Annotated in this window: 17 protein-coding genes, 1 tRNA gene and 1 riboswitch; of the genes, 7 read left to right on the top strand and 11 right to left on the bottom strand. The window is 63.9% G+C overall.

The genetic code is table 11. The annotated features are described in order from the left end of the window. The first annotated feature begins 77 nt into the window (after nucleotides 1-77). Together CJZ78_RS04120 and CJZ78_RS04115 are read left to right on the top strand one after the other, a co-directional pair. Entirely contained in the window at nucleotides 78-1,055 is a 978-nt protein-coding gene (locus CJZ78_RS04120) for a peptidoglycan DD-metalloendopeptidase family protein (RefSeq protein WP_369802012.1), read from the top strand. Nucleotides 1,056-1,095: 40 nt separating this feature from the next. Beyond that, nucleotides 1,096-1,169 (top strand) — tRNA-Met (locus CJZ78_RS04115). A 76-nt stretch (nucleotides 1,170-1,245) separates the two neighbouring features. Here the strand turns inward: CJZ78_RS04115 and CJZ78_RS04110 are convergent. Then, nucleotides 1,246-1,548 (bottom strand): hypothetical protein, encoded by a 303-nt coding sequence (locus CJZ78_RS04110; RefSeq protein WP_094559617.1) that lies wholly within the window; start codon nucleotides 1,546-1,548, stop codon nucleotides 1,246-1,248. A gap of 219 nt (nucleotides 1,549-1,767) precedes the next feature. Here CJZ78_RS04110 and CJZ78_RS04105 point away from each other — a divergent pair, with 219 nt between their 5' ends. After that, nucleotides 1,768-2,358 carry a peroxiredoxin gene (locus tag CJZ78_RS04105; RefSeq protein ID WP_094559616.1) on the top strand — a complete coding sequence of 197 codons (591 nt, stop codon included), beginning with the start codon at nucleotides 1,768-1,770 and terminating at the stop codon, nucleotides 2,356-2,358. Between the two features lie 70 nt (nucleotides 2,359-2,428). Here CJZ78_RS04105 and purQ read toward each other — a convergent pair whose 3' ends face one another. After that, complete coding sequence (purQ, locus tag CJZ78_RS04100) at nucleotides 2,429-3,082, bottom strand: phosphoribosylformylglycinamidine synthase subunit PurQ (protein ID WP_094559615.1); 654 nt, start codon at nucleotides 3,080-3,082, stop codon at nucleotides 2,429-2,431. Then, a complete protein-coding gene (gene purS, locus CJZ78_RS04095; RefSeq protein ID WP_094559614.1) occupies nucleotides 3,079-3,351 on the bottom strand; it encodes a phosphoribosylformylglycinamidine synthase subunit PurS in 273 nt (90 codons plus the stop codon). Before purS ends, purQ begins: the two co-directional genes overlap by 4 nt. A 234-nt stretch (nucleotides 3,352-3,585) precedes the next feature. On the opposite strand from purS, the gene CJZ78_RS04090 reads away from it, so the two are divergent. Continuing rightward, complete coding sequence (locus tag CJZ78_RS04090; RefSeq protein WP_233128471.1) at nucleotides 3,586-3,864, top strand: hypothetical protein; 279 nt, start codon at nucleotides 3,586-3,588, stop codon at nucleotides 3,862-3,864. On the opposite strand, the gene CJZ78_RS04085 is transcribed toward CJZ78_RS04090, so the two are convergent. From CJZ78_RS04085 to CJZ78_RS04075, 3 genes are all read right to left on the bottom strand, one after another. Next, nucleotides 3,861-4,994 carry a GTP-binding protein gene (locus CJZ78_RS04085; RefSeq protein ID WP_094559613.1) on the bottom strand — a complete coding sequence of 378 codons (1,134 nt, stop codon included), beginning with the start codon at nucleotides 4,992-4,994 and terminating at the stop codon, nucleotides 3,861-3,863. The two genes, CJZ78_RS04090 and CJZ78_RS04085, sit on opposite strands and share 4 nt — an antisense overlap. Nucleotide 4,995: 1 nt before the next feature. Next, complete coding sequence (locus tag CJZ78_RS04080) at nucleotides 4,996-5,637, bottom strand: HupE/UreJ family protein (RefSeq protein ID WP_094559612.1); 642 nt, start codon at nucleotides 5,635-5,637, stop codon at nucleotides 4,996-4,998. A gap of 15 nt (nucleotides 5,638-5,652) precedes the next feature. Continuing rightward, nucleotides 5,653-5,835: riboswitch (cobalamin riboswitch) on the bottom strand. A gap of 10 nt (nucleotides 5,836-5,845) precedes the next feature. Beyond that, the gene (locus CJZ78_RS04075; protein ID WP_094559611.1) at nucleotides 5,846-6,370 is read right to left on the bottom strand and encodes a pentapeptide repeat-containing protein; all 525 of its coding nucleotides are present in this window, start codon (nucleotides 6,368-6,370) and stop codon (nucleotides 5,846-5,848) included. A 39-nt stretch (nucleotides 6,371-6,409) separates the two neighbouring features. On the opposite strand from CJZ78_RS04075, the gene CJZ78_RS04070 reads away from it, so the two are divergent. The 3 genes from CJZ78_RS04070 to ilvD are packed head-to-tail and all read left to right on the top strand — an operon-like array spanning nucleotide 6,410 to nucleotide 9,144. Further along, nucleotides 6,410-7,054 carry a uracil phosphoribosyltransferase gene (locus CJZ78_RS04070; RefSeq protein WP_094559610.1) on the top strand — a complete coding sequence of 215 codons (645 nt, stop codon included), beginning with the start codon at nucleotides 6,410-6,412 and terminating at the stop codon, nucleotides 7,052-7,054. A 51-nt stretch (nucleotides 7,055-7,105) separates the two neighbouring features. After that, nucleotides 7,106-7,414: a hypothetical protein gene (locus tag CJZ78_RS04065; protein ID WP_094559609.1), complete on the top strand. Its 309-nt coding sequence runs from the start codon at nucleotides 7,106-7,108 to the stop codon at nucleotides 7,412-7,414. Between the two features lie 59 nt (nucleotides 7,415-7,473). Beyond that, nucleotides 7,474-9,144, top strand: a complete 1,671-nt coding sequence (gene ilvD, locus CJZ78_RS04060; protein ID WP_094559608.1) for a dihydroxy-acid dehydratase — start codon at nucleotides 7,474-7,476, stop codon at nucleotides 9,142-9,144. 3 nt (nucleotides 9,145-9,147) lie between these two features. Here the strand turns inward: ilvD and CJZ78_RS04055 are convergent, their stop codons facing one another. From CJZ78_RS04055 to CJZ78_RS04035, 5 genes are all read right to left on the bottom strand, one after another. After that, on the bottom strand, nucleotides 9,148-9,534 hold the full coding sequence (locus CJZ78_RS04055; protein WP_094559607.1) for a hypothetical protein: 387 nt from the start codon (nucleotides 9,532-9,534) through the stop codon (nucleotides 9,148-9,150). Next, entirely contained in the window at nucleotides 9,521-10,063 is a 543-nt protein-coding gene (locus tag CJZ78_RS04050; protein WP_094559606.1) for a CIA30 family protein, read from the bottom strand. The genes CJZ78_RS04055 and CJZ78_RS04050 overlap by 14 nt, the downstream gene beginning before the upstream one ends. Further along, nucleotides 10,060-10,809 (bottom strand): 6-phosphogluconolactonase, encoded by a 750-nt coding sequence (gene pgl / locus CJZ78_RS04045; RefSeq protein WP_094559605.1) that lies wholly within the window; start codon nucleotides 10,807-10,809, stop codon nucleotides 10,060-10,062. The genes CJZ78_RS04050 and pgl overlap by 4 nt, the downstream gene beginning before the upstream one ends. Then, complete coding sequence (gene gndA / locus CJZ78_RS04040; protein ID WP_094559604.1) at nucleotides 10,809-12,227, bottom strand: NADP-dependent phosphogluconate dehydrogenase; 1,419 nt, start codon at nucleotides 12,225-12,227, stop codon at nucleotides 10,809-10,811. Before gndA ends, pgl begins: the two co-directional genes overlap by 1 nt. Before the next feature lie 182 nt (nucleotides 12,228-12,409). After that, nucleotides 12,410-13,705 carry a glucose-1-phosphate adenylyltransferase gene (locus CJZ78_RS04035; protein ID WP_094559603.1) on the bottom strand — a complete coding sequence of 432 codons (1,296 nt, stop codon included), beginning with the start codon at nucleotides 13,703-13,705 and terminating at the stop codon, nucleotides 12,410-12,412. Between the last annotated feature and the right edge of the window lie 31 nt (nucleotides 13,706-13,736).

The raw sequence follows: 13,736 nt of genomic DNA, 5'->3' as shown, positions 1-13,736 counted from the left end.
CTCCACGAGCTTTGTCCGATGGGAAGAACTGCATGAAGCCTTTGCAAACGAGTCTGCGAATCCTGATCCCCTGTGCTGTGGCCGTTCCGGCCGTGGTCGTCGCTCTGGTCCCCGCCGACATCGACAAGGCTTCCATCGATATCGAGATCGCCGCCCTGCCTTCACCCAGCACCGACAGGATCTGGGTGAAGGTGCGTCAGCCGATCAGCGTTGAAGAACTCTCCAGCAGTTTGAAGCTCGACGAGGAGCGCCTCGCCGAGCTCAATGACGTCAACGAGGATCACAGGTTTCGACAAGGCGACTGGCTGGTGGTGCCCAGCCAGCAGACCCGTCAGATCAAGCAACTGGCGTCGATTGACACCAGTGAGTTGCGTCGTACCCCACCGCTGCAATCCCTGCCCCCCGTCGAAGAGCGCACCGAGGTTCGCTTCGGGGACACGTTGCTCAAGATCGCTCAGCGCTACGGCCTGACCCTGCAGGATCTGCTTCGCCTCAATCCAGGTCTGGAAACGGCTCGGTTGGTGGTTGGCAGTCAGGTGCGACTCGCCCAGTCGGCGCCGGGCCGCACCCGAATGACCCTTGGTCTCAAGCCAACCAGCAGCGGTGGAGTCAGCTGGCCTGAGTTGCCTGGTTTCGACGAGCTCAACAAGCCCTTTGACGGCCCGAGCTCAGCACAAGGCTGGATCTGGCCGACCAAGGGCGTGTTCAGCTCCGGCTACGGCTGGCGTTGGGGGCGGATGCACAAGGGCATCGACGTGGCCAACAATGTCGGTACGCCGATCGTGGCCGCCAAGGCAGGTCGTGTCGTCTTCTCCGGCTGGCACGACGGCGGCTATGGCTATCTGGTCACCCTCGCCCATTCCGATGGCAGCCGCTCGCTGTATGCCCATAACAGCCGCTTGATGGTGCGGGTGGGCCAGGAGGTGGAACAGGGCAGCCTGATTTCTCACATGGGCAGCACCGGACGCAGCACCGGCCCCCACCTTCACTTCGAGATTCATCCCCCCAGCGCAGGTGCCGCCAATCCGCTCCAATTCCTGCCCCCCAGAGCCTGACAGGGGTTGGGAGTAGGGCCTGATAAAGTCAGGTCACCGCGGCTCGGTAGCTCAGCTGGTTAGAGCGTGGGATTCATAACCCCAAGGTCGGGAGTTCAAGTCTCCCCCGAGCCATCTGCGCGTTTGCGCTTCCAACCCCGCCTTGGCGGGGTTTTTTGTTGATGGCGTGCAAGCAGGTCAACAGGCCCCTTCAGCGCAGCTCGACAGCATTGAGTCGAGCCAGGAAGGAAGCGGATTCTTCAACGGTCTGTTCAGCCTGTGGCTGGACAGGCTGGGGTGCCGCAGCGGCGGCGGCACGGCGTGCCCGGGCGTAGCCCTGGGAGCGCCCCTCGATGGCGCGGATCAGCGATTTGCTGCGGTTCACTTCGCCAATGCTCTGCCCCTCCTTGGGACGTACCAGCGGGTTGCCCTTCAATTCGGTGCGCAGCTGATTCAGCAGCCGAAAGTGACCAGTGGTGTTGTATTTCCGCAGCACAGTTGGCTCCCAGGCCATGGTTGCTCTTCTCTTTGGAACAGGACTTCTGCCAGCCTATGGCCGCAGCGCCCGACCAGCCGTGATAAATTGTTGAGGTTGCAACTGGAAGTCGGTCCGACTTTGGCCTGACCTGTGCTTTCTTGCTTTGTCTGCCAAGCCTCTGGATTCAGGAAGCGAGAGCAGCAGAAGCGGTCGGTCAATTCCAACGGCGTTCAATCCTTTCTCACCCCATCCAGCATGTCCCGGCTCGTTGGCCTGCAGGCTCCCGATTTCACCGCCACCGCCGTGGTGGACCAAGAATTCAAGGAGATCACCCTCTCCCACTACCGCGGCAAGTACGTGGTGCTGTTTTTCTATCCCCTCGACTTCACCTTCGTGTGCCCCACGGAGATCACCGCCTTCTCCGACCGTTACGGCGATTTCTCCAGCCGCAATTGCGAAGTGCTGGGCGTCTCGGTGGACAGCCAGTTCAGCCACCTGGCCTGGGTGCAGACCGACCGTAAAAACGGTGGCATCGGCGACATCGCCTATCCCCTGGTGGCCGACCTCAAGAAGGAGATCGCTCGCGCCTACGAGGTGCTCGACGAGGAAGCCGGCGTGGCCCTGCGCGGTCTGTTCATCATCGATCCCGATGGTGTGATCATGCAGAGCACCATCAACAACCTGCCCGTGGGCCGCAGCGTCGACGAGACCCTGCGTCTGCTGCAGGCCTTCCAGCACATCCGCAACAACCCCGACGAGGTCTGCCCCGCCAACTGGACCCCCGGCGACAAGACCATGAATCCTGATCCCGTCAAGAGCAAGGAGTTCTTCGCCGCTGTCAACTGACTTGTTCAGTTCGGGTGCGCAGCTTCAGCACCCGCAGGGGGCCTACCGGCCCCCTTTTTATGACCCTCGCTCAGCCTTTGAGGCTCGCCAGCAACCGGTGACCATCCAGGCCGCCGGTGACGGGATCGCAGGCCCGCTCGGGGTGGGGCATCAGGCCGAGCACGTTGCCGGTGGCATTGGTCAGGCCGGCCACATCCCCCACCGATCCATTCGGGTTGCTGGCATAGCGAAGCACCACCTGACCGTTGGCTTCCAATTCCGCCAGTTGTTGGGGGTCGCATTGGTAGCGCCCTTCCCCGTGGGCAATCGGCAGCACGATCTGCTCATCGTGGGCGTAGCCCTGCAACCAGCGGCACAATCCGGGCTGCACGCGCAAACCCGTGGGCTCGCACAGGAAGTGGAGTTTGGCGTTGCGGGTCAGGGCTCCGGGCAAAAGGCCCAACTCCGTAAGCACCTGGAATCCGTTGCAGATGCCGAGCACGGCGCCGCCGGCCTGGGCAAACTCCCGCAGCGACTCCAGCACGGGCGCAAAGCGGGCGATGGCGCCGCAGCGCAGGTAGTCGCCATAGCTGAAACCGCCAGGAATCACCACAGCGTCGAGGCCGCTGAGATCCCGGTCTTCATGCCAGAGGAAGCGGGTTGGCAGCCCCACGCAGCCCTCCAGGGCCCAGCGCACGTCCCGGTCGCAGTTGGAGCCAGGAAACACCACGATCCCCACCGTCATGGCTGCTGCTCCCCGTTGCTATCCAGCAGCTCCAGGCACCAGTTCTCGATCACCGGGTTGGCCAACAGCCGATCACTGAGCAATTCCAGCTGGCTCTGGGCGACCTGGCGATCGGGGGCCTCGAGCTCCAATTCAATCGATTTGCCGATGCGCAGCTGGCGGATGCCTTCCACCCCCAATCGAGCGGCAGCGGCCCTGGTGGCTTCTCCAGCCGGATCAAGCACCGATGGCCTAAGCGAAACCTGAACGCGAGCGCGGAAAACGGGCACCTGAGGAGCTGGAGGTTTGTTAAATCTTGGCAGCCCGGTGGTCCCTCACCCGCGCCGCTGATCAGCTTGAAGGCAGCCCCCTGTCCTCCGGCCGTGTCCCGGCTTAGCAGCCCATCTCCGCGCTGCCTGCATCGCTACCTGCATCGCGGCGCGCTGTAGGTTGTTGTGGGCTGCTCAGGAGCCCTCTTCCACCCCGCGGCCAGCCTGGCCGGCCCTTCGGTCCGTGAAGTGCCGGTGGCCGTGCCCCTTCGGTGCAGGGTTGGGGATGGGCCATGGCTGGGCTGCGCCATGGAGGTGGAGCAGCTTGGAGCCAGCTGGACCCTTGTGGTGGGCAAGCGCCGCATTGGCTTCCGCCACGACGGCTCGGGCATGGTGCGCATGCAGAACCAAATTCGCGGCCACCAGCGTGGATCGAGTGGTGGCGACTGGATCGCCGTGGAAACCTCCTGGATCGCCGGCCCGGCCCTCTGCTGGAACGGCGTCTGCGCCCAGGGTGACATTCCCCTCGACTAAGCGGCCCTGGTATTGAGCTGGTTGGCCTGCTGCAGGGAGGCTTCGATCGCCCCCTGGTCGAGTTGAAATCCCAGCACCACCAGCTCGAGCCCAGCGCGATGGGTGGCGGTGTCAGTTGGGGCAGCGCCCCCCGCGTCAAACCAGCACTCCAGGCGGGGGCCCACTGCCTGAATCTGCAGGGGACGGGCCTTGCCCGGCAGCCAAAGCCGTCCCTTGAGGCGGATCACTGCGCTTTGGCGCAGCAGCTGCGCCAGCTGTTGCTCCAAAGCCTGGCGCCCAAACGCACCTGGAAGATCCAGGGCCAGCGCTTCGATCGCTACATGGCTGTGATCGTGGTGCTCATGGTCGTGGTGCTCATGGTCGTGGTGGTCATGCTCATGGTGGGCATGCGCATCGTGGTGGCCTTCGTGATCATCAGAGCGATCGTTGCTGGCCCGGCGTTCCAGGCCCAGGACGAGCTCAGGATCGACGTTTCCGCGGGCAACCGGAAGCACAACGGCCCCTGGCCGAAGCAGGGGCTTGAGGCGCTGATGCACGGCCTCCATGGCCTCTGAGGCGAGGCAATCGGCACGGCTCATCAGCACCAGATCAGCCGCCTCCAGTTGCTCCGCAAACAACGCATCAATGGCTGTGGCGTGGTCGAGGCTGGGGTCGGCCAGGCGCTGCGCTTCGAGGGCTGCAGGATCGGCCACCACGCTGCCGGCAGTCAACGCCTCACCATCAACCATGGCCACCACCCCGTGGAGTCGGATCCGCGTGCGGATCTCGGGCCAGTGCAGGGCGGCAATCAAGGGCTCGGGCAGGGCCAGACCACTGGTCTCAACCACGATTCCATCGAGCTTGTCTGCCCGTTCCAGAAGCCGCTCCATGGTGGGAAGGAAGTCTTCCTGCACGGTGCAGCAGAGGCAGCCATTGGCCAACTCCACCAGCCGGCTCTCCACCTCGTCGTCGGGGCAGAAGCCACAGCTGCGCAGCAGGGCCCCATCGATGCCGACCTCACCGAATTCGTTGACCAGCACAGCCAGCCTTTGACCGCTGTGCAGCAACAAATGCCGCAACAAGGTTGTTTTGCCGGCACCCAGAAAACCGGTCACCACGGTGACCGGCAGGCGTCCGCTTGGGTTGGCCATCTCAGGCCGCCAGCCCGGCCAAGGCCCAGGTGCCGCCGCAGCCGATCAGGGCCAAGGCCAGCCAGCGCAGGGCGGTGGGGGAGAGGCGAGACACGGCAGGCCGCAGCACCACGAGAGACATCACCAACAGAGCTGCCTGGGAGAGCAGCAATCCAAAGCCGTAGGCCGTGAGCGGCATGGTGCTCCAGCCGAACACCGGGCCGCTCAGCACGTAGCCGTGCAGGGCCATCGCAGGCAACAGCGTCAGGGCTGGCAGGCGACGCAGCAACACCAAAGCCTCCACAACGAGGGTGGTTGCCACGAGGATCTCGGCCCCGGGCAAGCCAGGCCAGATGAGACCGGAGGCACTGCCCAGCAGACCCACCACCAGCAGGCCCAGGGCCCAGCGCAGGCGGCGCTGCAGTCCCACCAGGGAGAGCGCGAGCAGGAAGAGCAGGTGGTCTGGCCCCAACACCGGGTGGGCCAGACCGCTCAAGATCCCGTTCAGCACAGTCGGCTGCATCGCGCTGAGATCGGCGACGTGGTGAGCCAACGCCGGAGCTGCGCTCCAGAAGGGGATCAGGAACAGGGACGCCAGCAGGCCGAGGCCCAATGCCTGTGCGGCCTGGGGCGAGCCGAAACGATGCAAAGCCAGAGGTGTCATGGGGCCGGTCCGCGCCGTAGATCAATCAACACCGGCGGGCGTTCTGACTGGGCGGCTGGTCGAGACCAGTTCCCGGGAGGGGACGGATCGATCAAAAGCGCGCCTTCACAGCTGCGGGACAGCGCCGGATTTGCACCGGACTTTCCCCCTTACCTCCGGTGGCTGTTCCCCACCGGAACCGGTGCGCTAATGGTATCCGGCTGAAGCCCTACCGGCACGCCAGGCTGTCCCGGGTCTCCACCCCCGTCACCGGGTTGACCCCAGCGGCGCGTTTGCAGAGTGCCTTCTGTTCCGGCAAATCCAGAACCGCATCAGTGAAGTCGGCACCTTCAATGTTGGCGCCCTTGAAGTGGCTCTGCATCAGCATGGCGTTGCGAAACAGGGCCCCGCGCAGGTCCGCATCTTCGAAATGGCTGGAAAAGGCCACCGCGTCCTCCAGGTTGGCCTCCCGCAGATCGGCGCCCTGCAGGTCGCTGCTGTTGAACACCGCACCCCGCAGATCTGCCGCGCTCAGATCAAAACCCGCCAGCGACGCTTTGAGAAATTCCTGCTGCTGCAGGTTGCGGCCGTGCATATCGGGCTGGAGATCCTGAAGTGAACGCTGGCTACGCAGCTCCGGAGCCGTAATGGCCGAGGCCGGCGCCACCCCCAAGCTCCACACCAGCACCAGCGTCAGGCACGCCACAACCCATCGGGACCAACGGCTCTCAGTTCTGGAGGAATGGGAGCCCATGGGCGCGCACTTACGGTGAGCCATCAAGTTATGTCAACCATGGCGATGGCCTTGCGGGTTGTAGTCCCGCCCCACCCCCTGATCGCCCACTGGCTGGGCGTGCTGCGGGATCGCCACACCCCCCCTGCTCTTTACGTCACGGCCACCGCTGAGCTCGGGCGATGGCTCACCTATGAGGCCCTGCGCGATTGGTTACCCCACCGGCGCCTGGTGCTCGATACCCACCTCGGTCCGTGTGAGGCCGATCTGGTTGATCCGGCGATTCCCTTGCTGGCCCTGCCCCATCTCACGGCGGGCCTAGGCCTCTGGCAGGGCGCCCAAACCGTCATTCCTGCGGCCCAAGTGCGGCACCTGTGGGACCACGGCGGAGTCCTGACCGGTCTGGATGGCCCGATTGAATCCCGCTGTGGAGTGCTGGTGTTCACAGCTGAACTGGCTGACGGGACGTCGTTAATCCAGCTGCTCGATCAATTGGCCACCCTCGGCGTAAGCGGCGATCGGCTGCGGGTGGTCACCGCTCTTGCTTCGGGGCCCGGTCTCAAGGCGGTGGGAGAACGCCATGGCGCCCTCACCTTGTACACGGCGGGGATCGATCCAGATCTCAATGAACCGGGTCAGATCGTGCCCGGTATCGGCCCGGTGGCCGAGCGCCTCTTTGGCGGCACGGTGGTTGCCACCCCGTGATGGAATCCAGCCCAGCCCATGCCTAGGCTGGTAAGAGAGCAACTGTCAGCAATGGGCGATCGCAACGGCTGTTCCACCCAAGGGGGCGGCGGATCGGCCCTCAGCGTCATGGCCGGGGCCGTGATCGGTGCCGCTGGTTTGGCCTGGTGGTTGCTGTCGGAGGCTGAACGGCGCCGCCAACAGCCTCGCCAGCCACGTTCCCTACGGCTCTCAGCCCTGCGGACCCCGGTGTCCGCCGAAGTTGGCACAGGCACGCCGAGCGAGCCGCACGAGCGCGACCTGCACGATCGCGTGCACGAGCTCAACCAGGCCATCGACAATGTGCGCCGTCAGCTGGAATCCATGAACACCCAAGGCTGAGGCCACTGGCGGCTCAGGGCCGGTGGGTAGGTTTTCCATCAGAGACACCGCAGCCGCCCATGCTTCGCTCCGCCGCGATTACCCAGGGGATCCAGCGCTCCCCCAACCGCGCCATGCTGCGGGCTGTTGGCTTCGGTGACGGCGATTTCAGCAAACCGATCATCGGCATTGCCAACGGTTACAGCACGATCACGCCGTGCAACCTCGGCTTGAACGAGCTGGCCCAACGGGCGGAAGCGGCTGCCCATGCGGCCGGGGCGATGCCCCAACTGTTCGGCACCATCACGGTGAGCGACGGCATTTCGATGGGCACCGAGGGGATGAAGTATTCCCTGGTAAGCCGGGAGGTGATCGCTGATTCGATTGAAACGGCCTGCAACGGCCAGAGCATGGATGCTCTGCTGGCGATCGGTGGCTGCGACAAAAACATGCCCGGCGCCATGTTGGCCATGGCCCGCATGAACATTCCTTCCATTTTTGTGTATGGCGGCACGATCAAGCCCGGCAAACTCGGCGCCTGCGATCTCACCGTGGTGAGCGCCTTTGAGGCGGTGGGCCAATACAGCGGCGGCCGCATTGACGAGCAGGAGCTCACGGCGATCGAGAAGAACGCCTGTCCGGGCGCCGGCAGCTGCGGCGGCATGTTTACCGCCAACACGATGAGCGCCGCCTTTGAGGTGCTGGGTCTGAGCCTGCCGTACAGCTCCACCATGGCGGCCGAGGATCCCGAAAAGGCCGATAGCGCCGCCCGCAGCGCCGAGGTGCTGGTCGAAGCAATCAAAGCCAACATCTGTCCCCGCGATCTGCTCACCCGCGAAGCCTTTGAGAACGCCATCAGCGTGATCATGGCGGTGGGTGGATCGACCAACTCGGTGCTCCACCTGCTGGCCGTGGCCCGCACCGCCGGGGTCGATCTCTCGATCGACGACTTCGAGACCATCCGCCAGCGGGTGCCGGTGATCTGCGACCTCAAGCCCAGTGGCCGTTACGTGACCGTTGAGCTGCACCAGGCCGGCGGCATCCCCCAGGTCATGAAGCTGCTGCTCGATGCCGGTCTGCTCCACGGCGACTGCAAGACCATCGAGGGCAAGACCCTCAAGGAGGTGCTCGCTGAGGTGCCCTCTGCGCCGCCCGCAGGGCAGGACGTGATCCGCCCCCTCAGCAATCCGCTCTATGCCAAGGGGCACCTGGCGATTCTCAAGGGCAACCTGGCCGAAGAAGGTGCTGTGGCCAAGATCAGCGGCGTCAAGAATCCGGTAATCACTGGCCCGGCCCGGGTGTTTGAAAGCGAGGAATCCTGTCTGGCCGCGATCCTCGACAAGCAGATCCAACCCGGTGATGTGGTCGTGGTGCGCCAGGAGGGTCCCGTTGGAGGACCGGGCATGCGCGAGATGCTGAGCCCCACCGCCGCGATCGTGGGCCAGGGGATGCTGGATTCGGTGGCCCTGATCACCGATGGTCGTTTTTCCGGTGGCTCCTTCGGCCTGGTGGTGGGCCACGTGGCCCCCGAGGCCGCCGTGGGTGGCACCATCGGCTTGGTGCACGAGGGCGACAGCATCACCGTGGACGCCAACCAGCTGCTGATCCAGCTCAATGTCAGCGACGATGAGATCGCTCAGCGCCGCGCGGCCTGGACCAGGCCCGCACCCCGCTACAAAACGGGAGTGCTGGGCAAATACGCCCGTCAGGTGAGCTCCAGCAGCCTGGGGGCCGTCACCGATCAACCCTGACCATCAGTCGACGGGAATCAACAGGGCCCTGAGCCGCCTCGCCAGGGCCTCCAGGGGCGCACCATCTGCAGGCCGCTCGCAGCGCAGACCCGATTCAGCCTCCATCCACACCGGATGGCTCCCCTGCCACAACAGTGGGCGATCAGGCCCCTGACACCACGCCAAGGTGAGGTTAAGATCGCCACCACTGCGGTAGATCTCCAGCTCCAGATCGCCATCGAGCCAACGCTCGCCATCGGGATGGCGTGCCTCCAGCCGCAGGCAGCAATCGTCGGAGCTCTCCGCTTCACCCACCAGCAGCACCGCATGCCGCAGCGGTTTGCGGCAAAGGTCGGCCGCGGCGGCCACCAACTGCTGCAGGTTGCTGTTGACCAGCTCAGGGGTAGGCACGGATGGCGTGCAGTTCCAGGTGGATCGGGCCGGCTCGAAAGCCTGCATTCAGCCCCCCATCATCGGCGAAACGGGAATGCAGCAGTTGCAGCCGCGTGATCCGGCTCGCATCAAAACGCACTGGCAGGCCGACTGGTTTGGCGCGCACGGAGGCTGTCAGGTCGGCGAAGGGAATCCGCACCAGCGTCATTCCCGAGTTTGCCGTGCCGAATTCGACCACCCAACGCAGGCCACCAGGGATCAGATTGGTGAGCCCGCCCAAGCCATCGGCACAGGCCACCGCCAGCTTGAACCGGCGTCCATCGCCCACCAGCTCCAGCTCCAGGCCACTGCAGCTGGAGAGATCCAAGGGCGGTGAAAACAGGGGCGAGCGGCAGCTGATGAAGCCACCCCCCTCAGCAATCAAGGTGCCTTCAAACACCAGGCCCGTGGGGCCGATGCGGCAGGCGCCCTGGCTGCGTCCGCCCATCACGGTGTCGTTGAGGGCATGCCAGCCGCTGAAACCGTCGCCTGCGGCAACCGGGATCATCGTTGCAGCCCTGCAGCTGCATCCCGATCGGCCAGGATCATCACCTCATCAGCCGGTTGAACGAGCTTGGCTGGGGTGCGCTCGGGCGATTCCAAGGGATCCAGCAAGCGCTGCAAGGCCTGCACCTTGCCAGCACCACTCACCAAGAACAGCACCCGACGCGCCGCCGAGAGCGTGGGGGCGGTGAGGGTGACGCGAGGCAGCCCCTTGCCCTCCCCCAGGGTGACCGCCCGATCCGTGATGGTTGGTGCGGCCGTTCCTGGAAACAGGGAGGCGGTGTGACCATCGTCACCGAGCCCCAGCAAGACCAGATCGAGGGCCGGTGGTGTGCCCCCGCACAGTTGCTGCACCAGGGCGGCATAGGCCTCAGCACCCTCCTGCGGGCTACTGAGCTCCGTGGGTACCGGATGAAGACAGGCGTGGCTGCCGGGTGCTTCCGCCATCAGGGTCTCCCGCAACATGCGGGCGTTGCTGGAAGGGTCGCTGCTGCTCACCCAACGCTCATCACCCAGCAAAACATCCACCCGATCCCAGGGCAGATGTTGTTGGCCCAGTTGCCTGTAGGTGGCCCGGGGGGTCTCACCGCCAGCCAGGGCGATCTGGGCCCGATCCCGCTCCGCCAGCACCAGATCCAAGGCCGAAGCGATCGCCTGGGCCGTCTGCCGAGCCAGGTCTTCGGCAGATTCGGCCACGATCAGCCGATAGCGGGTTGGGGAATTGCTGGAGGAGGGGGGGTGTGACTGCATCAGTCGAGCCACTCGGTGTGAAAATTGCCAGGGCGATCGACCCGCTCGTAGGTGTGGGAGCCGAAGCAGTCGCGCATCGCCTGGACCAGGTTCTGGGGCAGGCGGCCACTGCGGTAGCTGTCGATGTAGTCGAGGGTGCTGCTCAGGCAGGGCACGGGGATGCCTGCAAGGGCGGCTCCAGCCACCACCTGACGCAGGCCGGGGAGGCGGCGGTTGATCTGCTCAGCAAACCAGGGATCGAGCATCAGGTTGGCCAGGCCGGGGTTGGCGCCATAGGCGTTCTGAATCCGTTGCAACAGCCGTGCCCGAATGATGCAGCCCCCTTTCCAGATCTGACCGATAGCCGAAAAATTGAGGTTGTAGTTGTGCAGCTTTGAGGCTTCCTGCAGCAGGGCCATGCCCTGGCCATAGCTGACGATGCAGGCGGCGATGCAGGCATCCCGCAGGGGGGCCATGCCGTCGCCGGGGGTTCCGAGCGCAAAGGCATGGGGCGCCGGTGCGGGCAACAGTGCTCCTGCCGTCAGCCGTTCGGAGCGCAACGAGCTCAGCACCCGGGCGTTGAGAGCCGCGTAGATGGTGGGGACGGGTACGCCCATCTCCAGCGCACTCACCACGGTCCAGAGGCCAGTGCCTTTTTGGCCAGCGGCATCCACAATGGCTTCCACGAGATCGGCGCCGCTGTCGGGGTCTTTGGTGCGCAGGCACACCTCGGTGATCTCCACCAGGAAGGAGGCCAGCTCTTCGGTGTCGTTCCAACCGGCGAGCACATCCGCCATCTGATCGCCATTCATACCGGCCACGCGCTTCATCAGGTCGTAGGCCTCGGCCAGGATCTGCTCGATGCCGTATTCGATGCCGTTGTGCACCGTCTTGACGAAGTGGCCAGCACCACCCGGGCCGATGTAGGCCACACAGGGGCCATCATTGACCTGGGCGGCCATCTTGCGCACCAAAGGCTCGATGGCGTCGTAGGCAGCCTTGGTGCCACCTGGCATCATGCTCGGCCCCTCGAGAGCTCCCTTGGCTCCGCCGGACACCCCCATGCCGATGTAGCCAAAGCTCTTGCTCTCCAGCTCCGCAACACGGCGCTCGGTATCACTGAACAGAGAGTTGCCGCCATCGATCAGAAGATCGCCCTCCTCGAGGTAGGGGGAGATCGCCGCAATCGTGTCATCCACCGGTTGCCCGGCCTTCACCATCATCAGAATCCGACGCGGACGTTCAAGAGCCGCCACAAACTCCTGCAGGGTGGTTGCTCCAACGATGTCTTTGCCTGCACCACGGCCGGCTAGAAACTCTTCCGTCTTGGCGTAGGTGCGATTGAAGACAACGGAGGAAAACCCATTGCGCTCCGCGTTGAGCACAAGATTTTCTCCCATCACACCGAGACCAATCAGGCCGAAATGCGCCTTACCCATGGCTGAGATTGAAACCATTCGCCGTTAGTGTGGCAAAGGAGCTCAGCCATCCCGTGCAACCGTCACAACTTGGTGGCAACGTGTCAGCAACTCCTGGCTTTAAAACCGAAGCGCCAACTGTTGCCCGTGCGCCGTTGCCTGGCCAAGCCAAGGTCTGCACCGAGGGCCATCTGCCCTGAGGCTCAGATCACCGTGCCATCGGCGATGGTGCCATTTTTGACCACGACCACGATGCCGTTGCGGATATAGAAATTGAGCTCAGGCCGATCGGCCTCCTCAACGTGGTCCTTGTTGACGATGGTGACGTTGTTGCCGATTCGAACATTCTTATCAAGAATCGCGCGCTTCACTGTCGTGCCCTTGCCCACGCCCATTGGAATTCCACCGCGCTCTCGCAACATCAACCGTTCTTCGGAAGACTCGAAATAATCAGCACCCATCACCAGGGTGTCCTGGAGCACCACTTCATCTTCGACTCGGGAGCGCACACCAAGGACGCAGTGGTGAATGCTGCAGGCCTTGAGCAAGGATCCTTCTCCGATGATCGAGGCCGTCACCTGGGCGTCCTGCATCTTGCTGGGCGGCAGATAGCGGGGACGGGTGTAGATCGGAAACTTCTCGTCGTAGAAGGAGAAGGCAGGGTTCGGTTGATCCGTCAGGGCCAGATTCGCCTCATAGAAGGCGCCAATGGTACCGATGTCCTCCCAATAGTCGTCGAAGAGGTAGCTGTGGAGCCGGTCGCCCCGGGCCAGGGAGGCTGGAATGATCTCCTTGCCGAAATCGGTGGCGGAGGGGTTGCTGGTCAGCAGATCAAACAGGGTCTCCCGGCTGAACACATAGATCCCCATCGAGGCCAGGTATGGGCGCTTGGCCGCTTCCTCGGCGGAGAGGCCCAGGGCCTGGGTATCCACCCGCATGGCTTCAAGGGCCTGCCCCTTGGGCTTTTCGCGAAATTCTTGAATGCGACCATCGGACGTGGTGCGCATCAGGCCAAACCCTTCCGCCTGGGCTTGATCCACAGGCAAGGCCCCCACGCTCAGCTGGGCGCCGGTGTCGATGTGATGCTGCACAAAGCGGCTGTAATCCATCCGGTAAAGCTGGTCACCGGAAAGGATCAGGTAGTGATCCACATCCCACTCGTGGAACAGCCACTGGTATTTGCGCACGGCGTCAGCCGTGCCCTCAAACCAACTCGGGCTTTCAGGCGTTTGCTGGGCCGCCAAGACCTCAACAAATCCCTGGCCAAATCCAGCCGAAAGGTTGTAGCTCATCGTCAGGTGACGATTCAGCGAAGCACTATTGAACTGCGTTAAAACATAGATTTTGTTGATCTCTGAATTAATGCAGTTGCTGATCGGAATATCAATCAATCGGTATTTGCCAGCCAGCGGTACGGCTGGCTTGGCACGCATTTTGGTGAGCGGGTAGAGGCGCGTGCCGGCACCACCTCCCAAAATGATCGCCAGTACGCGTTTCATAACCTTTGCTGCCGGCGTCTCTCGACGCTGA

The organism is Synechococcus sp. 8F6 (assembly GCF_002252665.1).
Classification (GTDB): domain Bacteria; phylum Cyanobacteriota; class Cyanobacteriia; order PCC-6307; family Cyanobiaceae; genus Cyanobium_A.
Note: the sequence above shows the minus strand (reverse complement) of the source record. Positions and strands in the feature narration are given on the sequence as shown.